Source organism: Pelagicoccus enzymogenes (assembly GCF_014803405.1).
GTDB classification, from domain to species: Bacteria; Verrucomicrobiota; Verrucomicrobiia; order Opitutales; family Opitutaceae; genus Pelagicoccus; species Pelagicoccus enzymogenes.
The window spans coordinates 415,891-437,512 of the sequence record NZ_JACYFG010000002.1 but is presented as its reverse complement, the minus strand read 5'-3'; the positions used below and the strand labels follow the sequence as shown (position 1 = coordinate 437,512).

Here is a 21,622-nt window from a genome sequence, read left to right as displayed (position 1 = left end):
GTGGATACGATCCAGCTAGATCCCAGCAAAGCTAAAAGCTACGAAGCCTTGCATGCGTTCTTGCAAGGCTGTCAGCTCAAAGCGGTAGAAAAGGGGCGATCCCAGCTGGTTAGCATTGCTGCCGAATCGTCGATCCTAGATCCGCTAGCGGTCTTGGAGTCGATCTACGAACAGCGGCAGCAGCACTTCTACATCGAACGTCGACGCGACGACTTGGCGATAGCGGGAGCGGAAGACGCGATCCGATTCTCGCCATCGGGCCCTCATCGCTTTGGGGATGCGAAGGAGTGGATGGCGGAGGTTTTGCATCATACCATCGCGGTAGGGGATCCAAGCTTGCCGTTTTTCGGGCCGCATTTCTTCTGCGGGTTCACTTTTTTCGACGAAGTGGAGGAAGCTTCGCCGTTTCCTTCCTCCACTCTTTTCGTGCCTCGCTGGCAAGTCGTGTCCAGCAAGGGGCGTTGCATAGCGATCGCTAACGCGACCATTGGCGGTGGAGACGATGTTGAAGCCGTCGCCAAACGTATTTGGAATGCAAATACGAAGTTTCGGACCTTTGACTACACGGTAGAAGACGAACGTTCCAAGCGAGGTCGTTTGGAGGTTTTGCAGACCGACGAATGCGGTGGAGAGAGCGCCTTCCAGGACGCGGTCAGCCGAGCCCTCGACCTGATCGATGAGGGCGAGTTCAAGAAGATCGTCTTGGCGCGCGCGTTGGATCTACAGGCTGACCAAGCCTTCCACCCGCTCGAAATTTTGAATACGCTACGGGAGCGTTACGAAGACTGCTACGCGTTCTCTATCGCCAATGGCAAAGGGCAGAGTTTTATAGGAGCCAGCCCGGAGCGGCTTGTCTCTGTCGCCGAAGGGCGAGTCAATGTCGACGTGTTAGCGGGAACCGCTCCTCGTGGCAAGACAGCCTCCGAGGATGCTCGACTGGGAGCGGGGCTGTTGGATAGCGAGAAGGATCGCCGCGAGCACCGGATCGTTCACGAGTCGGTCTGCCGGCGTTTGCAATCGCTTGGTTTGGAGCCCAAAGGCGATTGCCATCCGGTGTTGAAGAAGTTGCAAAACGTGCAACATCTCTTCGTCGATGTGGAGGCCAAGCTAGCTGGTGGTATCCATTTGCTGGATCTCGTTGCCGAACTGCATCCAACTCCGGCTGTAGGCGGAATGCCCAGAGAGGCTGCTGTGCCTAGGATCAAGGATCACGAATGCTTCGAACGCGGTCTCTATGCCGGCCCGATTGGCTGGATAAACGCCAAGGGCGAAGGCGAGTTTTTGGTGGGTATCCGTTCTGCTCTGGTCGATGGCGAAAAAGCGCGGCTCTATGCGGGGGTTGGCGTGGTCAAGGGGTCGGTACCGGCCCGCGAGCATCTCGAGACCAACCTCAAATTTCAGGCCCTAAAGGAAAACCTCCTCTGATATGGAAAAGAATTGGGCGAACGCGAACGAGCTTTGGGCTGACGTGATAGCGGAAACCTTGTTTCGCAAGGGCGTTTCCTACGCCATCACTTGTCCCGGCTCGCGAAGCTCGCCGCTTACGTTCGCCTTTGCTCGACACGAACAGATCGAGGCTATCCCCGTCTTGGACGAGCGTTCGGCAGGCTTTTTTGCTTTGGGAATTGCGAAGCGTTCGGGCAAGCCTGTGGTCTTGCTCTGCACGTCTGGATCCGCGGTAGCCAACTTTTTCCCTGCAGTGGTAGAAGCCAGCGAGAGCGGTGTGCCCCTTTTGCTGTTGACTGCGGATCGACCTCCAGAGCTGCAAGACTGTTCTGCGGGACAGACGATCGACCAACGAAAGTTCTTCTCTCGCTACGTGCGCAAGGAAGTGGAGCTCGCAGTTCCAGAAGCGAACTTGGGCTTGCTTCGCTACTTGAGGCAGACGGTTTCCCATTGCGCGGACTTTGCGTCGGTGCTGCATCGCGGGCCGGTCCACGTGAACGTGCCGTTTCGGGATCCTCTCATTCCCCTGGAGCAAGAAGGGTTTAGCTCTCCGATCGAGCCGAGTGCCTTCGGCGCCTTCTTCGACCACCTCGAGCCGACCGACGGCCTGCCGCTCTTGCAGGCGGAGCTGCCGGATTCGATCTCCAGCTTGCGCAAGGGCATGATCGTGGTGGGAGCGGTATCGCCGGTCAACGAAGACACTTGGTGCGAAAACGTGGCTTCGTTTGCCCATCGCCTAGGTTGGCCGCTGATTTCGGATGCTTTGAACCCGATCCGTTCGCATGCGAATTTTTTCGAGTCTTTGATTTGTGGATACGAATCGATCTTGAGAAATGGTGAGTTAGCGATCGAGCTGATTCCCGAGCACGTGATCGTGATTGGCTCGCTGCCTACCAGCAAAAGCTTGCGCAATTGGTTAAGCGGATTGGATGTCGCGATGACGATCTTGCACGATCGTCCTGTCAATCTGGATGCAACCCATTCCCGTGCGACCCAGGTTTTCGCGGACTTTGAGTTTGGAGGCGTCCCGGTGAGCGATGGCAATGCGGCTGACTATGCGAATCGTTGGCTGGACCTGGACCTTCAGGTCGCGGCAGAGTTCGAGTCGCGCTTCGCGGCCACGGATTCGCTTTTCGAAGGCAAGCTCGCGTGGACCCTTGCGAAGCTGCTGCCGGAGGGAAGTTCGCTTTGCGTTTCGAACAGCATGCCGCCGCGAGACATGGAGTTTTATTTCGGACGCAGCAATTTGGGGGTCTCTGTTTTTAGCTCGCGGGGAGCCAATGGCATTGACGGTATTTTGTCGACGGCCCTCGGCGTGGCCCACGAGGCAGAGCGGACTTTCCTGCTTACGGGCGACTTGGCCTTGTTGCACGACACCAATGGCGCCCTGATCGCTAAGGAGTTGAAGGGGAGTTTGACGATCCTTCTAGTGAACAACTCCGGAGGCGGCATTTTTGAGATGCTTCCCGTCTCGAAATTCGACGATGTATTCGAAAAGCATTACGGTACGGACCAACGAGTCGATTTCTCGAATTGGTCGAAGACCTACGGAATCGATTACGAGTTGATTGGGAGCTGGCCGAAGCTGGAGGAAAAACTAGCCGAGCCATCGGAGGGGGTACGCGTCCTAGAATTGCGTACGGATCGCAAGCTGGACGCAGCCCTGCGCAAGCAGTGGTTCGCAGAGATCAGTGGCCTGCTATTGTAGTCTGCAGCTTCGGCGTGGAAGCTGCGTGAACTATTGCACTACTGCGTTGCTGGGGGCGACTGGGGCGAGGCCGGCGTCAGCATAGGCCTCAGGGTCGTCCACTTTGGTCTGCCAGGACGAGACTCCGTTCTGCAATTCGCTAGCCTTTACTTCGAGGGTGGGGAATACGCTCTCGCCCATAACGTTGATGACGTCGTACGCGAAGCTTGGATCGTCGCCGGTCATGTCGAAGCTCAGCAAGCCGAAATTCATGGTCGATGCGTAGGGCTCGTGTATGTTGATGGTGGAAGCTTCCTGTTCGTCGTAGCTTGCCACCGGGTCCTGGGCGAGGGGACTGCTCACGAGTTCATAGAAATCGTATCCACCTTTTCGTGACATAGGAATCGCCTTCACTTCGGCTTGGTCGTTGTCGCCGGAGACAAGAATTACGCCGCGGATGTCGGATTGGGTAATGTATCCGAGCAAGTCATCGCGCTCGTGAGCGTAGGCAGTCCAAGTGGAGTCGCTGCTTTCCTTGATATCGGTCCAGCTGCTGGAGCTGAGCAGCACCTTGAAGGGAGCGGCGCTGGCGTCGAGTTCCGCCTTGAGCCATTCGAGTTGGGAATTGCCGAGCAAGGTGGCTCCTTCGCCGCTCTGTCGGAAGCTGTAGGTGTCGAGCACGAAGAAGTCTACGCCGCCGTAGTTGTAATTGAAGTACGAGCCGCGGTTTTCGTCCGTTCCGTAGCTTGGGTTGGCCCAGTAGCGTTGGAAGACGTCGAAGGACTTGGCGCTGTCTTTTTTAGGTCCGTCCCAGGTTGCTAGTTGTGGAATGGAGCGCAGGAGGGGTTGGAGGAAAGGGATGTTGCGTTGCTTGCGGTATTGCTCCGCTTGGAAGGCCGGCTCGAGGCCCTCCGCTGACTCGTTGTCGCCCAACCAGAAGAAGGCGTGCGGGCGGGCGTTTTGCACCTGCAGCCAGATGGCTTGCATGCCGTCAACTTCCGTCTTGGCGCCCGCGCCGAACGCGATGGTGAACTGGACCTCCATGTCGGAAGGCGGCGCTGTGAGGAGCGGATAGCCTTCCCGTTCGCGAACGGCGTCGAGCGGCTCGCCGTCGACGAGTACTTGGTAGTAGTAGAAGGAGCCGGCTTCGAGTCCGTCGATCGTCGCTTGTACGCAGTAGTCGTTTTGTGGGAGGGCGCGTACGGGAGCGGATTCTCGAGCGTCGGTGAAGCTCGGGCTCTCTGAGTACAGGATGGAAAGGTTGGCTTCGCCAGCGACGCGGGCCCAGATCTGGGCTGAGTTTTGGTCCACGTGGCCGAGCATGGGGCCTTGCATGAGCTTGGGCGCGGCGACGGCGGAGAGGGCGGAAAGGGTGGCGCAGCTTGCGATGAGAGCGAGGCGGATAGATTGGATGCTCATGTGTTAGGAGTCGGGGAGTTGATGTTAGCCGGCGGGTTGTTAATTCACCGTAAATTTAAAAACATTGTTAAAACTGGGCGCGAGATAGGGAAGCTTCAAAGGTATCGGGGAGCGACCAACTGTGGCTGGGGGATTGGCTTAGGGTCGGCTTGCGCTGCTGCAAAAAAGGAGCTGCCAATCCGTGCAGCGCTATTGCCTTACGGGCTGGCAATTGTAGTGTCGACCTATGGAACGTACCTTTGATAAAGACTTGCTTGAGCGGCAGTTGGACCGTGTGGCGGACGCTGGCCTTTTTCTCAAAACCATTGGCGAGATAGACCTGTTAAACGACGACGATCCGAAGCGGGTGGCGCTTGGACACCGCAACGTCGGGTATGAACTCTACTTCGCCACGCAGCTGACAGCGTGGGTGCTGAAGCTTGCTCCCGAGGCTTCGGAAGCCCTGATGCTCGCGGCGAGAGGGCAGCATATCTGTCGATGGATGATCCCGCGCGAGGATTATTCCCGCGATCGCGCCGGCTATCTCAGCTGGCGGGCGGACTTGAAGAAGTTCCACGCCCACAAGATGGTCAGCATTTTGCAAGAGATGGGCTACGACGAAGCCATGCAAATGCGCGTCGCCGACCTGAACTTGAAGAAGGGCATCAAGAAGGATCCCGAGTGCCAGACCTTGGAGGACGCTCTTTGCCTCGTTTTCCTGGAAAAGCAGTTTGCGGAGTTTAGCGAGAAGACCGACGAGGAAAAGATGGTCGGTATCCTGCAAAAGAGTTGGGCCAAAATGAGCGAGGCCGGGCGCGATGCTGCCTTGAGTCTGGAGCTGAGCGAGCCTTGCAAGAAACTGGTCGAAAAGGCGCTGGCTGGCTAGGGCGTGCTCGTGCACCTGTTTCCGATAGCTTACGCTATTTCTCAAATAAATTAAGTTCTGGAGCACGGGGCCTTTTTGCGCTCCTTTGTGCCCTCGAACTTGGAAACAACAACCTACCCTGAAAGTATGATTGAAACGCTCTCTCTCGATGGAACTTGGACGCTGAAGGGTCCCAAGAAGATTAATATCCCTGCAACCGTGCCGGGATGCGTGCATGCTGACTTGCACCGGGAGAAATTGATCCCGGACCCCTATTTTCGCGACAACGAGAAGTTGGTCCAGTGGGTGGGCGAGAAAAGTTGGACCTATTCGCGCAGTTTCGAAGCGAGCGAATCCATGCTGGAGAGAGACAGGGTTTTGCTCCGCTTCGATGGCTTGGACACCCTGGCGAAGGTGACGCTAAATGGCAAGGTGCTAGCGGAAACCAACAACATGTTTCGCGAGTGGGAGTTTGACGTGAAAGATCGTCTCAAGGTAGGCGAGAACACGATCTCTATCGTTTTTTCCTCGGCGCTTGCCTATGGACTCGACAAGCAGAAGGAACGCTTCCTCTGGCAAACGGGCATTGGCCATCATCGCTTGGAAGGAGGGCAATGGGTCCGCAAGGAGCAAAGTAACTTCGGTTGGGACTGGGGTCCCATGATCGTGACCATGGGGATTTGGCGTTCGGTGCGTATTGACGCATTCGATACGGCTGAAATATCCGAACTGCTGGTCAAGCAAAGCTTGAGCAAGGCGTTCAAGAAGGCTGAGCTCGAAGTGGAAGCGACCGTGAATCTCGCTCGTCGTACTAAGCTGAGCGCTTTCGTAACGGTCTCCAAGGACGGTGCAGTAGTGGCCAGCGGGGAGGCTGCTGTCGTTCGCGGCAAGGCAAAGACGAGCCTTACGGTCAAGTCACCGCAGCTCTGGTGGCCGAATGGCTTGGGAGAGCAGCCGCTCTATGTGGTCGCGGTCTCTTTGCTTGATAGCGAAGGAGAGGTGATCAGCCAGTCTAGCAAGCGAATCGGCATTCGCGAGCTGAAGCTCGTACGCGAAAAGGACAAGTGGGGTGAGTCGTTCTGCTTCGAGGCCAACGGAAACCGTTTCTTCGCCAAGGGAGCGAATTGGATTCCTTCGGACCAGTTTGACGTATGGGGAACGGACGAAAGAAATCGCGATTTGCTGAAGTCATCCGTCGAGGCGAACATGAACATGATTCGAGTCTGGGGTGGCGGCAAGTATGAGCGTGACGACTTCTACGACGCTTGCGACGAGCTGGGCATTTGCATCTGGCAGGACTTTATGTTTGCTTGCGCCGCGTATCCAGGATTCGACGACGATTGGGTAGCGAATGTTGAGGTTGAGATTGAGCAGCAGGTGAAGCGGATTCGCCACCATGCCTGCCTGGCGATTTGGTGCGGGAATAACGAGTTGGAACACATTTCTCCGATCCTCGGCGACGAGCCGGGGCAGATGCCATGGGATGAGTACATGAACCTTTTCGACAAGGTGATTGGAAAAATTGTGAAGCGAAACGATCCCCAGCGCGACTACTGGCCCTCAAGCGAGCACTCGCCGGTTGGCGACCGGAAGTTCTCTCAGAATCCGGATTGCGGAGACGCCCACCTTTGGAAGGTTTGGCACGGCCGCGAACCGTTTGAATGGTACCGCACCGCCTACCATCGCTTCTGCAGCGAGTTCGGCTTCCAGAGCTTTCCGGAGCCTAGCACGATTGAAACTTATACGAACAAGGAGGAGCGCAATGTTACTTCCTATGTGATGGAGCAACATCAGCGTAGTCCGATCGGAAACAGCGCCATAATCGACTATATGCTAAGCTGGTTCCGACTGCCGGTAGGCTTCGACAATACTATTTGGCTGACGCAAATCCTTCAAGGCTTGGCAATCAAGTACGCGGTCGAGCATTGGCGCATGAACAAGCCTCGTTGCATGGGGGCTTTGTATTGGCAGCTCAATGACTGCTGGCAAGTTGCGAGCTGGTCCTCGGTCGACTTCTTCGGCAAGTGGAAGGCCTTGCATTATGCGGCCCGCAATTTCTTCAATCCGCTGCTGGTTGCAGGTGTCGAGGATCTGGATACCGATTCGGTTGCGATTCACGTCGTCAATGACTTGCTGGAAGCGAAGAGCTTGAGCATCAATTGGAAAGTTGTGGACGTGGAGGGCAGGGAGCTCGAAACGGGGTCCAAGAAGATTCGGGCGGGAGCGAATTCGACGGGTGTTTTCAAGACCTTGAAGCTCAAGAAGCTCGTAGCTAAACACGGGCAGCGTGGGTTGATCGTGAAGTTGGCCCTTAAGGACGGGCGCAAGGTCGTGAGCGAAAACCTCGTGACCTTCGCGCGTCCAAAGCATCTGACCCTAGAGGATCCGATGTTGTCCGTTAAGGTGAAAGCCGCGACTCGCGGTTCTTTCGATGTGACGGTGTCGGCCAAGAAGCCTGCGCTTTGGACTTGGCTTGAGTTGAAGGGGATCGATGCCCGCTACAGCGATAATTTCGTGCACTTGATGGCGGGCGAGTCGAATACGATTCGCGTGACGCCGCAGATCAAGACGACTGCTATCGCCGTCAAGGCGGCCTTGAGAGCTCGGTCCGTTTTTGATACGTATCAGGAAATTTAGTACAAGGAAGGGCGGCCATTTGGTCGCCCTTTTTTTGTGGTAGGTGTAGGGCATTCCGCGATGCAGTATCATGCTCATGCGGCGTGGCGCGAGCGCCAGCCCTACCTGCTACACAGTGCCGCGGCGCGCTTCGAGCTGGGCGCGGATTTCTTTCATCCGGTCGGCGGTGAGGGGGAAGCGGGCGATGAAAACAAGTGAGATGATCAGGCCTGCAATGGGTACGGCTGCGAGAAGGAAACGTATCCAGAATATGGCGCTTGCGGGCTGGTCCCCTCCGAGTTCGGCGTCGAAGCCGGTACTCTCCAGAGCTACGCCGGTGATGAAGGTCCCGAGAATCATACCGATTTTCATGATGTAGCTGCCGCATGCGGAAAAGGCTCCCTCGCGGCGAACCCCGTTCTCGAGCTCGTCGTAGTCGATGACGTCAGCTCCGATCGATCCGTACATCATCCAGAAGCCAGCTTGAGTGAGGGCGATGAAGCCGGTGGCCAACACTTGCAGCATCTTGACCTCGGGAGTATAGAGCCACCAGGTGGCGACGAAGACGGCGATGCCAAAAAACTGGATGATGAGGATGACGATTTTTTTGTCCAACTTCGAGGCGAGCAGGCCCCATATCATGGGGCCGATAAAGCCGAAGAGCATGCCCACGATGCCCATCTTGAGGTTGAAGAGATTCCCTTCGGTGCGGTTGCCTCCGCTCACGAAGTAGACGGTGGTGTAGAAGCCGAGGGTTCCGACCATGCTTAGGCCGAGCGAGTAGGCGAGGCCCATGGAGAGCTGCACGCGGAAGGGGCGGCAACGCAGGGCGCCCCAGATGGAGGAGATGATCTTGGTCTTGGCCTGGTGCTTGTTGACGGTTTCGTAGTAGCGCTCTTTGAGGCCGAAGAAGAGGATCAGTCCGATCGCGATCATGGCGGCACCGAGCAAAGTGGCGTAGACGCGGGCCGAGAGAACGATGTTGATCTCCTCGGTGCCGTCGCCGGTCTGCAGGCCAAAGGGTGTCTCTAGGGCGGCCCATGCCGCAGCGAAATCGAGGGTAAAGAGGCTGGCGATGAGTCCGCTGACCCAGGCGGCGGCAGTGCTAAATATGTTGCCGATGATTTGCGGGACATCCGAAGCCGTGGCGTTTTCCCAATTAAGGGCGGTGACGAAGGCGCCGGCCCCGAAGGAAGCGACCTCCATAACTTTTTGGATACTTCCCTTGTACTTGAAGATTGAGTTACGCTCAGAGTAGTCGGGGGAGAGTTCGGCTCCGAGGCTGTTGTAGGGCATGTTGAAGCAGCTCACGAAGGTCATGAAGATGATCGAGGTGAGGAGCATCCACCAAAAGTATTCCATGTCGCTGGCTCCTACCTCGACCATGAAAAGCACGGGGAGGAAGAGTCCGGATAGGATGGAGCCGATCAGGATGAAGGGACGGCGACGGCCGAAGCGGGTTCGGGTGTTGTCTGACCACCAGCCGAAGACCGGGTCGGTGATCGCATCCCAGAGCAAGCGCAAGCTCAGGGCGGTGCTGATGAGGGAGGGAGACATCCCAAGGTACTGGTTGAAGAACAGCCAGACGAATGAAACGTAGAACCAGTTGCCCCACATGTCGTTACCCGAGCCTAGTCCGTAGATGATTTTGGATCGGGTGGAAACGGGGGCGGAATTAGCGTTGGAGCCAGGGGCCGAAGGCATATTTCAGTAGAATGACAAGTGCGGGGAAGGGGTTGGGGAATACCGTCAATTCGAGCCAAGCGAGTCAAACGCGAAAGCGTGTGAATGCGCTTGGTTTACCGTAAGGTGCTGGCCTCGCTGAAAGATCTGAGAACGCCAGCGGTGGATTGAGATTTTTGCAGGCTTGATTGGTGGAAAGGGCGATGAGGCAGGCCTCTTAAGGATGAGGAGATTGGGGTTAGCGAAATGGGCGAATCCGGCTATCTTGCTGGATGTCGCAAGCAGATCGTTTCGTTGTTCTGCTGTTTTCCCTGATCCAAAGACCCTCAACCCCAGCGCTCCATGAAAGTTAAGCTGACAATTCGCGTATTTGTTTCCTCGATACTAGCCTCGACGTTTGCCTGGCCTGCCTTTGCGGGCAAGGGCGAGCCTGAGAACTACATCGAAACGAAAACCTACACCCAGGAGGAAAACGATGCCTTGCTGGGCTTGTTCGAAGGTTTGCGAGTGGCGGATGTGGCAGATGGAATGCATTCGGTGGGCTTGCCGCACACGGGGTTCGTGGATCCCGCGATTCATGCGGACTGGCTGGATCGCAAGACGATGAAGCATGTGATCCGCGGCATCGCGGTCACGGTACGTTATGTGCCGACCCAACGTTCGGAGCACCCCGCGGCAGGACAGGACTTTTCCGAATGGGAAGGGAATTTCTACAACCAGTATTCCTCGGAACCGTTCGCGGACCACTTGTTTCCCGGTTCGGTGGTGGTCATCGATGACGTGGAGGAGCGGGACATCGGCTCGATTGGGTCCTACAATATTTTGGCATGGAAGGACCTGGGCGCGGTGGGAGTGGTCACGGATGCGGGCTCGCGAGACACCGACGAAATCGCTCTGCAGGAAGTGCCGCTTTACTTGAGGAAGCGTACGCGGGGAATTCGCCCGGGCCGCAACGAGATCGAGTCGATCAACCGCCCGCTGTCATTCGGAGGGGTTTTGGTGATGCCGGGTGATGTGGTGGTCGCCGATGGGGACGGGGTGATCGTTGTGCCGAGAAGGGTGGCCGAGGACGTTGCGGCCCACGCCCAGAAGGTTTTGCAAGGGGACAAGGAGGGCCGCCGCGGATTGTACGAGAGGATGGGAATTCCTTTGGACCAGACCGTCGAGTAAGGCTTTTGGCAGAAGGCTGCTCTTTCGTCGCTCGTTGGGCGAAGGATTATCTTCGACACGAAAAAGCCCTTCGCTTGCGAGCGAAGGGCTGTGTTTTTGAAATTGTTTGGAGCTCGGAACCTTAAACGTGGGCTTCGATCTTGGCCTTGAGGTCGTCCTTGCCGATCATGCCGACGATGGTTTCGACCTGCTCGCCGCCTTTGAAGAGGATCAGAGTCGGGATGGCGCGGACGTTGAACTTGGCAGCGATGGCGCTGTTTTCGTCTACGTTGACCTTGGTAATGGCGGCTTTTCCGTCCAGTTCGCCAGCGATTTCTTCGAGAAGGGGAGCGATGGCCTTGCAGGGGCCGCACCAAGGCGCCCAGAAATCCACGAGGACCGGTCCGCTTGCGGTGGAGATTGCTTCGTCGAAGCTTTGTTCGTTCAGGTTGATGATGTCTGCCATGATTAGTGCGTGTTAAAGTAGATGAGAGCCGCGAATGCAAGCGAAGCTGTCGCGCAGACGAAGCTGATTCCAAATTCGATCGGGCGAACGCGGCTTTTTTTGCGCAGGGCGTACTCCTCGAGCAGGGTCAACGAATTGCCCTTCGAGTCGGTTGCAAGCACGACCTGATCCTTGTCCTCCGCCTTGGCGCCTAGCACTTCGTGCCCCTCTCCGTCTTCGATGGAAAGGGAGCTGCTGCTTTTGGGGTCAGGCTGATGGTGAGACACGGAGCTGGTAGGGACGGCTCGAGAGCGAGTCCGTCGGTTTTACATTAGTCGGCGGGGCGGTTCTTCTCGATGAGTTCGGCCAGGTGCTTTTTCTCGATGGTTTCGAGGTGCTTGCCGGCCCTCTTCATGTCCTCGAAGGTTTTTACCACGGTTTCGGTCATTCGCTCGTGGGTTTCCTGGGATCCGCCCACGATGGAAAACTTCTCGGCGCGGGTGATGCGTTTGTGCCCGTCCTGGTTGTCCAAGCCGATTCCGAGGAGGTGAGATTGTTTGTTTGCTAGGCTTTCGTCTCGCACGCCTTCTAGGTTGGGCTATGGGGCGGGCTGTTCAAGCTCGTTTTCTTCCTCGAAAGAGAGGCTCTCTCCGCCTTCCAACCCGGTTACGACGAAATCGCAGAAAGCCTCGTCCTGCTCAACTTTGAGGCGCTTCAAGCGGGTGAGCTCCAAGATGGCGATGAAGGTCGTCACCAGAGTCCGCAGACCGATATGGCCGTCGAAGAGACTCGAGAAGTTGAAGACTGGCTCGGTGCGGATCTTCTTGATGAGCATTTCCATCTGGTCGACCACGGTGACGGAGTCGTCCTGAATCTCGCCTACTACCAGTTTTTCGGTCAGGCGGCGGAGGACGATGTTGTAGGAATTCCAGATGGAGATCTTGTCCTCGGGCTTGAGGGGACGCTGGGGCGTTTCGGCCTTGTTGACAGAGTTGTAGTCGCGTTCCTTGAGCAATGCGGCTCGGTCGGAGAGCTTGTCGAGCGAGTCGGCGGCTTCCTTGAACTTCTTGTATTCGAGGAGCTGGTGCACGAGTTCCCAGCGCGGGTCGATGTCCGCATCTTCGTCCTCGTCCTCGTCGGAAACGCTGCGCTTTTGCTTGGGCAGGAGCAATCGGCTTTTGATTTCCATGAGGGTGGCGGCCATGACGAAGAAGTCGCCGGCGACTTCCAGACTGACTTCCTTCATGGCATTGATTACGCCAAGATACTGGTCCAGAACGAGTTCGATAGGTATGTCGTAGATGTCGATCTCATGCTTGCGGATGAGAAAGAGCAGAAGGTCCATTGGACCTTCAAATACGGATAGCTTGATTCTGGGATCGTTCTCCTCGGACACGGCGGGAATTCACGTTTGACGGGCGGCGACTGGCAAGTGCGAAGTTGCCTGCCTGAGCTTTCGCAGGTCCGAGGCGGCGGGCTTGCGCAAAAAAACATAAGGCTGTGTTATTTTCGCGCAGGGCTTCGAAGGGCGGCTAGGATTGCTTGCGGAAGGTGGCGACGTAGAGGCCGTCGCCGTTGTGGTCCTCGGGATAGACGGTGATGCCTCGCCCTTTGTCCTCGTAGCCGAAGCGTGGCGAGAGTGGCTGGTGGCAGAAGTCCTTGTAGGCTGCGAGGAACTGCTCTTGCACGGCTTGGTTTTCGTGGCGGGAAAGGGAGCAAGTGCTGTAGACGAGCACGCCGCCGTCTTTCACGAGAGGCGCGTAGCTTTTGAGGATGGCGAGCTGGGTCTTGGCGTAGTCGAAAACGCTCTCTTCGCTGGTTTGACGCATGAGGTAGGGATGGCGTCGCCAGGTTCCAGAGCCGCTGCAGGGGGCGTCCACGAGCACGCCGTCGTAAGCGCCGGCGGTGGGCCGCTGGTCGAGGACGCCGATGTTGGCGAGTCCGGAGCGCTTGGCTCTGGACTGGAGCTCGCGCAGCGCAGCGGTGCGCTTGTCGTAGGCGTCGACCTTGCCGTAGGGCTTGAGGAGATTTGCGAGTTGCAGGGTCTTGCCTCCGGCTCCGGCGCAGGCGTCGAGCCAATGCCCTTTGGGAGCGTCTTTGAGAAGGTGGAGGAGGATCTGCGAGGAGATGTCTTGGATTTCGACGTATCCTTCCACGTAGCAGGGGTGGTTTGCCAATGGGAAGTCGGCCGGCGCGTGCAAACAGTCGGGAACGAGCGGATGCTTGGCAATTTGGTCAGCTTGCTCAGGGCTGGCTCCCGCCCTGAGCCGTTGCAGGAGGTCTTCCCTGGGATCCTTTTGGATTCGTAGCCAGAGAGGCGGTCGGGTTACTAGGTGGAGAAGTGATTTGGGGCTGATGGCTCGCTCGGTGTGGCTGGCGAACCAGTCGGGCACCAGTTGGGGAAGGTCGTCGATCTCGCGGTCGAGCGCCAGGTAGCGATGGTCGACTGGAATTTCCAGCGGTTTCCTGTCTTTGAGGGTTGGATACAAGGTCTGGATTTCGCTGGTGGGAGCGGCGAGGCAGATGAGCTTGTCCATAAACGCGTCTTGCTGCGCGTAGCTGCCTTCCAGCCAGGGCTGGTAGCGGAGGTAGGTATAAATGAGCTCGCGGTAGAGACGGCGGTCTTTGGAGCCAAACTTGCCTTGGGCTTTGAAGAGCTCGTGAATTTCGCGAGTGAAAGGGGTGCCAGGCTTGAGCAAGGTGCGGGATCGCTCGATGAGCGAGTAGGCGATGCGTCGCTGGTTTTGCAGACGGTGGATCTTGAGTCCGGCGTTGAGGAGAGGTTTGGCCACGGGGGATTTGCGAGGAATGGATGTTGAGTCGCGCCTTTGGGGATGCGTTTACTCGTCGAAGAGGTCGATGCCGATGGAGATGCCGAAGTCGTCTTCGCGGCGGTCGCCGTCGTAGATGCGCAATTCGTACTTCAAACCGTACGCATCGAGAGCGCGTTGCATGATGCCGATACGTTGCTCGTAGAAGACGCCGGTTTGGTCGTCGTAGCGGGCGGTTGCGTAGAGCTTGAGGTTTTCTGAGAACTGGTACTCGAGGTGGGCGAAGTACTGTTCGAGGCGCAAGTTACGGTACTCGGGCCAGCTGCGTCCGTAGTTGGGCCAAGTTTGCCAGGAATAGATGGGGTTGAGAGAGCTGAAGTTGACGGCGTTCAAATTGGAGACGCCATCGAGGAAGTGGGATCCGAAGGTGACGCGCCAGTACCCCTCGTCTTGAATGGAGACGCGCGGATTGAATTCCTGGACCGAGAGTCCGTCTTCGGGATCGAGGCGAGTGAAGAGGCCGAGCTCCAGCCAAGGGGCGGGAGTCAGTTCGATGTCGAAATTGACGAGGGAATAGTATTCTGCCGCGTATTCGGAGCCTGGGAGGTAGTAATCTGCCGATAGGTCGAAGCGGGCGAGGTCGCGGGAGCCGCCATTCTTCTGGCGAGTTTGTATCCGGTTTCTCAATTCGAAGCGAACTTTGTGGTCTTCGCGGATGTTGTCTGAGTCGCGTCGGTCTGCGAGGTCAAGGGTCGGAAGATAGCTGGCGAAGGCTCCGTTGTCCGCGTAGAGCATGCTTTGGCCGAAGGGGGGTCCGTAGATGGCGTAGGCGGGGCTCTCTGGGATTCCGAGGCTGTCGTCGTAGCTTAGTTCGGGGACGTAGCGATAGGAGATGCGGGGCTCGATGATGTGGCGGATGCCTTCGATGTTCCAGGTCTCGTTCTTGAAGTCGAAGGTGGCGCTGGCCTTGAAGTTGAGGTCGGCGCCGAGTTCTCCGTAGGCCTTGGAACCGCTGGATTTTCCCCAAGTGGCTATCGTGCCGGAGGGATCGTTGAGATTGTAGCGAAGGTAGTAGGTTTCGGCGTCCTCGTAACGCAGTCCGCGCGCTCCTGCGGTGAGACGCAGGCCGACTCCCTCGGTCAAGGTGCGGTTCCAGTCCAGACGGTAGGCGGCGTCGAGCTTGGTGCTGTTGAGGTTCAGGTCGAAGTCGTCTTTCTTTTGCAGGGCGGCGGCTGAAAGAAATCCGCTGTGGCTGAAGCCGTGGCCGAGGTTGGTAGGGAAGTAGGTGAAGCGGACTTCGGGGAGGCGTTCGGTGTAGGTTTGGAACTCGCCGAGCGCGGCGCGGCTGAAGAAGGAAAGCTGCCAATTGTCCGCGTTGTAGTTGGCTTCCAGATACGAGTCTGGATTTTGCATGCGGTCGAAGGATTCTTCGTAGAAGTCGCGGGTCACTTCCGAGTCGGACCAGTAGCGAGCGTAGGCGGAAATGTTGGCCCGATTGCCTGACCAGGATTGCTGGTGCCGCCATTCGGCGAAATAGCGATCTTCGTCGATCTCCTCGCCGTCGACGTCGAGCCCAGGGTCCTCTTGATCTTTGATGTAGCCGGAAATGAGGGAGCCGTTGGTGGTAGAGCCGGGCGTATCGAAGGCGTAGCTGGCGGCGGGACCGGCGAGAATGCCGCGTTTTGAGGAAAGTGCCACGTTGCCTCCAAGGCGGACGTGATCGGTGACGGGAACGAGCGCTTCGGCTCCGACGAGGGCGCCGATGTGTCCGCTATAGTCGAGGGTGGGCTTGAAGAGGTTGGTTTCGGCGTCGAGCGGTTGAGTGATATTGGGGATGAGGAGGAAAGGCACGGCGCCCACCTTGAAGAAGAGGCGCTTGCCGCGGATCTCGTTTTGGTCGACGATGGCGAGCTCTCCGGCGCGGGCGATGAAGAGGAAGGTGCCCGGCTCGCCGGGGTAGAAGTTGATGTCCTCGAAGCGGAAGTTGTCCGGATTTCCCTCCAGGAGTGAGCCGTCGACGTAGTAGAGTCCGTTTCCGGCTCGGAAATTCCGGGCGCGAGCGAATTGCTCCTTGGGCTTGTAGTCGAGGGAGTCGGCGACGAGGCGGAGGTCGGAGCGAGAGAAGACCACATCACCGGTGGCTGCAGCTTCGCCGGTTTGCTGGTTGAAGCGGATGGTCTCGGCGGAAAGCAGCCATTCTCCGTATTGGATCTGAGCGCCTTCAGTAGCGACGACTTCTCCGGTTTTCTGATCGTAGGTGAGTGGACCGCTGGGGATCAGCTCCATTTCTTGAGCGCGGAGCGAGACGGCGAGGCCGGCAAAGGTCGCGGCGGCCAAGGCGAAGCGTGGAAGTTGGCGGAGGAGCTGGTTCATCGTATCTGGTTCGAAGGCTGTTTACTAAGGTAGGAGGAAGGGCGGCTGGCAAGGTCCAAGACGCGATGGCTGGGACGCCCGCGCAGGGAATCGGTTCCTTGATTGGACAAGCGACAAATTGGCAACTATGTTGGCAGGCAGCTTGCTGATAGCCACGAGCTTGGTCCGGTTTTGCCTTGTCTATTTGGGATAGGGCTGGCATCGGGTTCGAGAGTCAATCGCCACATTCTTTGGCCAGTTTTATGTATACTTCGAAGCAGGATCTAAAACGGTTTGTCGACGCGAAGGTCGGCACGCCCCACGATATTTTAGGGATGCACCCTTACCAAAAGGGGAAGAAGCGCGGCATTTTGGTGCGCGCTTTTCTCAGTGGGGTAGACAAGTGCGAAGTCGTCGACTCCAGCGCCGAAGGCGCCCCTCGCTACGCCATGGAGAAGGTGGACGACAGCGGCTTCTTCGAGGTGCTGATCGAGGATCGCGACATGGTTTTCCCTTACCGCTTGCGGTCGGAACAGCGGAACCGTGAGATTCGCCAATTCTACGATCCTTATTCCTTTCTGCCGACGATCGGAGAGTCGGACCTGTATCTGTTCAACCAAGGCAACGAGCATCGCATCTACGAAAAGCTGGGAGCACATCCCAAGGTGGTAAATGGGATTCCGGGCGTTTCTTTTGGGGTTTGGGCTCCGAACGCGGACCGTGTCTCCTTGGTGGGCAGCTTCAACGACTGGGACGGTCGCTACCATCCGATGCGCTCCCTGGGCGGCAGCGGCGTTTGGGAGCTTTTCATTCCCGGCATGGAAAAGGGCGAGATGTACAAGTTCGAGCTGCGGGCCAAGAACGGCGATGTCTTCCTGAAGACCGACCCGTACGGAAGCTACTTCGAGGCTCCGCCCAACAACGCTTCGATCGTTTACGACCATTCGTCCTACCAGTGGAACGACCAGGCTTGGATGGCCAAGCGGGTTGACCATCAGGCGCTGGATCGTCCGATGAGCGTCTACGAAGTGCACCTCGCCTCTTGGAAGCGACGCTGGGAAGAAGACAACCGTCCTCTGACCTACAAGGAATTGGCAGTCGAGCTAGCGGAGTACGTGATCGACCACGGCTTCACGCACATCGAGCTGATGCCAGTAGCGGAGCATCCGTTTGACGGATCTTGGGGGTATCAAGTTACTGGATACTATGCGCCGACGCATCGTTTCGGTACGCCCGACGACTTCAAGGCTTTCGTGGACTACATGCACCAGCGGGATATCGGTGTGATCGTGGACTGGGTGCCTGCTCACTTCCCGAGGGACACCTTTGCGCTGCCCGGATTTGACGGGACTTGTCTCTACGAGCATGAGGACCCGCGCTTGGGGGCTCATATGGACTGGGGTACCTTGATTTTCAATTTTGGTCGCCATGAGGTGAAGAGCTTCCTTGTCGCCAACGCCCTCAGTTGGCTGGACCGCTACCATATCGACGGATTGCGTGTGGATGCTGTGGCGTCGATGCTCTACCTCGACTACTCCCGAGAGGAAGGGCAGTGGATCCCGAACCAGTATGGCGGCAACGAGAATTTGGAAGCGATCGCCTTCTTGCGGGAGACCAACGATCTGGTGCACAAATATTATCCCGGCACCTTGATGATTGCGGAAGAGTCGACCTCCTTTGGGGGGGTGACCAAGCCGCCGTCGGAAGGAGGGCTTGGCTTTGACCTGAAGTGGAACATGGGGTGGATGCACGACAACATGTCCTACTTCGAGAAGGATCCGATCTACCGCAAGCATCACCAGAACAACCTCACTTTCGGCATGCTTTACCAGTACGCGGAAAAGTTTGTTACGGTATTTTCCCACGACGAGGTAACCCATGGCAAAGGTTCCATGCTCATGAAGATGGGCGCCGGAACGATCACGGACAAGTCGCGCACCTTGCGTTCGCTCTACGGTCATATGTGGGGCTATCCGGGAAAGAAGCTGCTCTTCATGGGGAGCGAGTTCGGTCAGTCCGAGGAGTGGAACTACGACAAGAGTTTGCAGTGGCACCTCAACGAGTTTGCCGACCATCATGGAATCGCGTCTTTGGTACGGGACTTGAATCGCGTCTACAAGGAGGAGCCGGCTTTGGCGGAAACGGACTTCGATGACCAGAGTTTCCGTTGGATTGCCTGTTGGGACGCGGATTCGAGCATCATCAGCTACGTGCGTACCTCTCGCGACGGTCGCAGCAAGATAATGGTGATTGGCCATTTTACGCCGATGACGCATGAACGCTACCGCATCGGTTTACCGTCGGCAGGGCACTGGCGTGAGATTCTGAATACGGATTCCTCGTTCTACGGCGGGTCGAACATTGGCAACGTGAACGGCGTGAATTCCGAACCTGTCGAGTACGATAGTTTCGCCCAGTCTGGCGAGTTCACGATTCCTCCGCTTTCGACGATGTTCTTCAAGTGGGAAGGATAGCGTCTAAAGGTTCTGTCCCCGTCGCGTATTTCGTGATGGGGATTTGCGGCAGTGGAAAGTCTACCATCGCGATCGAGGTCGCGAGGGCGAAGCGTATCGAGATGCTGGATGCGGATGATTTCCATCCGCCGCGCAATGTAGAGAAAATGAAGTCCGGAACTCCTCTGACCGACGAGGATCGTGCTGGCTGGCTGCAAGCCTTGAACGAGGAACTTAAGTCTCGCTTGGACAAGGGAGATTCCGTGGTGCTCGCCTGCAGCGCCTTGAAGCAGCGCTACCGTGACGTCTTAAACGCGGGCTTGCCTCAAGTTCGCTGGTTGTACTTGCGCGGAGATCGGGAAACGATCTTGCAGCGGGTTAGTCAAAGACAGGACCATTTCATGCCGAGCTCTTTGGTGGATTCGCAGTTAGAAGCCTTGGAAGAGCCTGTTGACGCGGTGGTAGTGGATATTCGACTACCGATCGAGGAGATTGTAGCGAAGGCCTTGGCTGAATTGTAGCTCAGCTCTCGCAGCGCTTTCGCGTTGCCTGCAGTGAACATGCGCCCAGAACGTTGAGAATGAGAAAATTCTTCGTCGCCGTATTTACCGTATTTTCCCTCTTGTTCATCGGAGCGATCGTAGTGGGATTTTTCCTGCCCAAGGACTTCACGGTTTCACGTTCCATTGAAGTGCAGGCGACGCCGGAGGAGGTTTACGCGCTGGTGGGAGACTTGGAGCAGTGGCCGGTTTGGGGGCCTTGGAAGGATGCGGACGAAGCTCTGCAGGTAACGCTCGGCGAGCGCACCAAGGGTGTAGGGGCTTCGCAAAGCTGGGTGGGCACGGACGGTGACGGACGTCTTGTCTTCACCAAGGCGGATCCGCAATTGGGAATCGAGTTCGACCTTTTGTTCAACGAGGACGCTTTTGCCAACGTCTCCTCCATCACCTACGAAAAGAGGGGCGATGGATTGTTGGTCACTTGGGAAATGTCTGGCGAGGTGCCAGCCCCGGTCGTGGGCGGTTACATGGCTTGGATGATGCCGGACATGGTGTCGCCCATGTTCGATAATGGCTTGGCCAAGCTGAAGGCTGCGGCGGAGAACTGATTGGGAGCTTCGAGCCGGAGTCTCAAGCGTAGGAAAGCCAATAGCTGAGGGCAGCATGAGCAATCAGCAAGCCCGGGACTCCGTAGCGGAATTTCGGTTTGGAGGTCTTGTGGTTGAAGACGACCATGCCGAGCAAGGCTCCGGGGGAAGCGGCGACGGCGCTGGCGAGCAACAGCGCTTTTTCGGAGACGCGTCGTCGGCTGGCTTTGGCTAGCAACTTGTCGATTCCGAAGAGCAAGAAGGCGACTGCGTTGAGGATGGCAAAGAGGGTGATGAGTTGGTTAGGATTGGGCATTGGTCGCTGTCTTCCTAGGTTGAAGGAGCGGATATGGTTTTGGAAGAGTGATTTTGTGGTGGAGTCGAAGGGTTGTTTTGCTTTTCTCTGCCGCCCTTCCGACAGAACTCTACGATGCAAGCGAACACAATTCAGTCCCTCTGGCACAGCGAATCTTGGAACGGCGAGCCGATCGTGCTCGCTGGAGATATCGGTGGCACCAATTCGAATCTCGCCTTAGTCAAGGTAGCGGACGGAAAGTTCGACATCCTGTTGGAAACGGTCGTTCCGAGCGCCGAGGTAGACTCGATTTTGCCTTCCATCAGGGTCTTGCTGGAGACTGCGAACAAGAAGTTCCCCGATCTCAAAGTCGAAGTAGCGGGCATCAGTGGAGCGGGACCCATTTCCAAGAACCATTGCGACCTTTCCAATCTGGATTGGAACCTCGACGGTACCGAGATCGAAATGGCTTTTGGTTTCCCGACTAAAATCATCAACGACTTCGAGGCCATCAGTTATGGCGTGCCGCTTCTGGACTTGAACAATCCGGAGGAGGTGACGCACCTTCCGCACACCGATGGAGGCGACCCGGAGCCAATAGGTTCGGTGAGCTTGATTGTGGGCGCCGGCACTGGATTGGGAGTGGGGATGCTGGTGAAGGATGGCGATCGCTATCGAGCCCTGCCGTCAGAAGGGGGACATGCTTGCTTTGCCGCCTTCGACCTCGAAACGGAAGAGCTGCGCGCCCATGCCCAGGGGGCAGCCAATACGATCGTGGAAATCGAGGACCTGCTCTCCGGTCGCGGGCTGAATACCATCCTAGACTACTTCATCGTGATGCGCGGCATGAAGGTGGACGACACCTTGGCCAAGATTTTGGACGCGGAACCGCTGCAGCGTCCCGCCCTGATTTCGCGACACGCGGATAACCATCCGGTTTGCCGGGACGTGATCCGGCTCTTCGTAAAAGTTTACGGGCGGGTGGCGGCTGACTTTTCGGCCACGGTTCTGCCGCGTTGCGGGCTGTTCCTAGCGGGTGGAATCGTGGGAAAGAACGAGCGCCACTTCTTGGATGGCAGCCAGTTTATCTATTTCTTCGAGCAAAATGCCCGCGAACAGGTCAAAAAAGTGCTGCGCAAGATTCCTGTCTACATCGTCAAAAACTACTCGATCTCGCTGGTGGGCGCCGCCCATGCCGCTTGGTTGTTGAAGGACGAAATCGTCTAGCCAACCAAGGTCGTTTTTTGGCCTTATCGGGCGAACTAGCGTCTCCATACTAGGGGGCGGGGAATGCTTGGGTCGAGGAAACCCTGATCCCGAGTAAAGCAGCAAGGGCCAGATTGACTCTGGCTCCGAGTATCGTTCACATCTTTTT

Annotated in this window: 18 protein-coding genes; 9 read left to right on the top strand and 9 right to left on the bottom strand. The window is 57.1% G+C overall.

The window, feature by feature from the left end:
- Nucleotides 1-1,425: an isochorismate synthase gene (locus IEN85_RS01555; protein ID WP_191615300.1), complete on the top strand. Its 1,425-nt coding sequence runs from the start codon at nucleotides 1-3 to the stop codon at nucleotides 1,423-1,425.
- A gap of 1 nt (nucleotide 1,426) precedes the next feature.
- Nucleotides 1,427-3,154, top strand: coding sequence for a 2-succinyl-5-enolpyruvyl-6-hydroxy-3-cyclohexene-1-carboxylic-acid synthase (gene menD / locus IEN85_RS01550; RefSeq protein WP_191615299.1), 1,728 nt, complete (start codon nucleotides 1,427-1,429; stop codon nucleotides 3,152-3,154).
- 30 nt (nucleotides 3,155-3,184) lie between these two features.
- Here the strand turns inward: menD and IEN85_RS01545 are convergent, their stop codons facing one another.
- Nucleotides 3,185-4,552, bottom strand: a complete 1,368-nt coding sequence (locus IEN85_RS01545; protein ID WP_191615298.1) for an alkaline phosphatase D family protein — start codon at nucleotides 4,550-4,552, stop codon at nucleotides 3,185-3,187.
- A 226-nt stretch (nucleotides 4,553-4,778) separates the two neighbouring features.
- Between IEN85_RS01545 and IEN85_RS01540 the strand changes: the two genes are divergently transcribed.
- On the top strand, nucleotides 4,779-5,417 hold the full coding sequence (locus IEN85_RS01540) for a DUF4202 domain-containing protein (RefSeq protein ID WP_191615297.1): 639 nt from the start codon (nucleotides 4,779-4,781) through the stop codon (nucleotides 5,415-5,417).
- Nucleotides 5,418-5,543: 126 nt separating this feature from the next.
- Entirely contained in the window at nucleotides 5,544-8,033 is a 2,490-nt protein-coding gene (locus IEN85_RS01535; RefSeq protein ID WP_191615296.1) for a beta-mannosidase, read from the top strand.
- A gap of 108 nt (nucleotides 8,034-8,141) precedes the next feature.
- On the opposite strand, the gene IEN85_RS01530 is transcribed toward IEN85_RS01535, so the two are convergent.
- Entirely contained in the window at nucleotides 8,142-9,716 is a 1,575-nt protein-coding gene (locus tag IEN85_RS01530; protein ID WP_191615295.1) for an MFS transporter, read from the bottom strand.
- Between the two features lie 321 nt (nucleotides 9,717-10,037).
- On the opposite strand from IEN85_RS01530, the gene IEN85_RS01525 reads away from it, so the two are divergent.
- Nucleotides 10,038-10,865, top strand: a complete 828-nt coding sequence (locus IEN85_RS01525) for an RraA family protein (protein ID WP_191615294.1) — start codon at nucleotides 10,038-10,040, stop codon at nucleotides 10,863-10,865.
- A 121-nt stretch (nucleotides 10,866-10,986) separates the two neighbouring features.
- Here the strand turns inward: IEN85_RS01525 and trxA are convergent, their stop codons facing one another.
- The 6 genes from trxA to IEN85_RS01495 form a co-directional block, all read right to left on the bottom strand.
- Nucleotides 10,987-11,310 carry a thioredoxin gene (gene trxA / locus IEN85_RS01520; protein WP_191615293.1) on the bottom strand — a complete coding sequence of 108 codons (324 nt, stop codon included), beginning with the start codon at nucleotides 11,308-11,310 and terminating at the stop codon, nucleotides 10,987-10,989.
- A 2-nt stretch (nucleotides 11,311-11,312) separates the two neighbouring features.
- Complete coding sequence (locus IEN85_RS01515; protein WP_191615292.1) at nucleotides 11,313-11,576, bottom strand: hypothetical protein; 264 nt, start codon at nucleotides 11,574-11,576, stop codon at nucleotides 11,313-11,315.
- Between the two features lie 44 nt (nucleotides 11,577-11,620).
- Nucleotides 11,621-11,872: a hypothetical protein gene (locus IEN85_RS01510; RefSeq protein WP_191615291.1), complete on the bottom strand. Its 252-nt coding sequence runs from the start codon at nucleotides 11,870-11,872 to the stop codon at nucleotides 11,621-11,623.
- A 15-nt stretch (nucleotides 11,873-11,887) separates the two neighbouring features.
- Nucleotides 11,888-12,685, bottom strand: coding sequence for a segregation and condensation protein A (locus tag IEN85_RS01505; protein ID WP_309026912.1), 798 nt, complete (start codon nucleotides 12,683-12,685; stop codon nucleotides 11,888-11,890).
- Between the two features lie 136 nt (nucleotides 12,686-12,821).
- Nucleotides 12,822-14,081 carry an RsmB/NOP family class I SAM-dependent RNA methyltransferase gene (locus tag IEN85_RS01500; RefSeq protein ID WP_191615290.1) on the bottom strand — a complete coding sequence of 420 codons (1,260 nt, stop codon included), beginning with the start codon at nucleotides 14,079-14,081 and terminating at the stop codon, nucleotides 12,822-12,824.
- 48 nt (nucleotides 14,082-14,129) lie between these two features.
- Entirely contained in the window at nucleotides 14,130-16,433 is a 2,304-nt protein-coding gene (locus IEN85_RS01495) for an LPS-assembly protein LptD (protein WP_191615289.1), read from the bottom strand.
- 242 nt (nucleotides 16,434-16,675) lie between these two features.
- Here IEN85_RS01495 and glgB point away from each other — a divergent pair, with 242 nt between their 5' ends.
- Genes glgB through IEN85_RS01480 form a run of 3 tightly spaced genes read left to right on the top strand, consistent with a single transcriptional unit; the run spans nucleotide 16,676 to nucleotide 19,973 of the window.
- Entirely contained in the window at nucleotides 16,676-18,886 is a 2,211-nt protein-coding gene (gene glgB, locus IEN85_RS01490) for a 1,4-alpha-glucan branching protein GlgB (RefSeq protein ID WP_224772386.1), read from the top strand.
- The gene (locus IEN85_RS01485; RefSeq protein ID WP_309026915.1) at nucleotides 18,874-19,386 is read left to right on the top strand and encodes a gluconokinase; all 513 of its coding nucleotides are present in this window, start codon (nucleotides 18,874-18,876) and stop codon (nucleotides 19,384-19,386) included. Before glgB ends, IEN85_RS01485 begins: the two co-directional genes overlap by 13 nt.
- Nucleotides 19,387-19,445: 59 nt before the next feature.
- Complete coding sequence (locus IEN85_RS01480; protein WP_191615288.1) at nucleotides 19,446-19,973, top strand: SRPBCC family protein; 528 nt, start codon at nucleotides 19,446-19,448, stop codon at nucleotides 19,971-19,973.
- 22 nt (nucleotides 19,974-19,995) lie between these two features.
- On the opposite strand, the gene IEN85_RS01475 is transcribed toward IEN85_RS01480, so the two are convergent.
- Nucleotides 19,996-20,268 carry a DUF1294 domain-containing protein gene (locus IEN85_RS01475; RefSeq protein WP_191615287.1) on the bottom strand — a complete coding sequence of 91 codons (273 nt, stop codon included), beginning with the start codon at nucleotides 20,266-20,268 and terminating at the stop codon, nucleotides 19,996-19,998.
- A 114-nt stretch (nucleotides 20,269-20,382) separates the two neighbouring features.
- Between IEN85_RS01475 and IEN85_RS01470 the strand changes: the two genes are divergently transcribed.
- The gene (locus tag IEN85_RS01470) at nucleotides 20,383-21,474 is read left to right on the top strand and encodes a glucokinase (RefSeq protein WP_191615286.1); all 1,092 of its coding nucleotides are present in this window, start codon (nucleotides 20,383-20,385) and stop codon (nucleotides 21,472-21,474) included.
- Nucleotides 21,475-21,622: the final 148 nt, after the last annotated feature.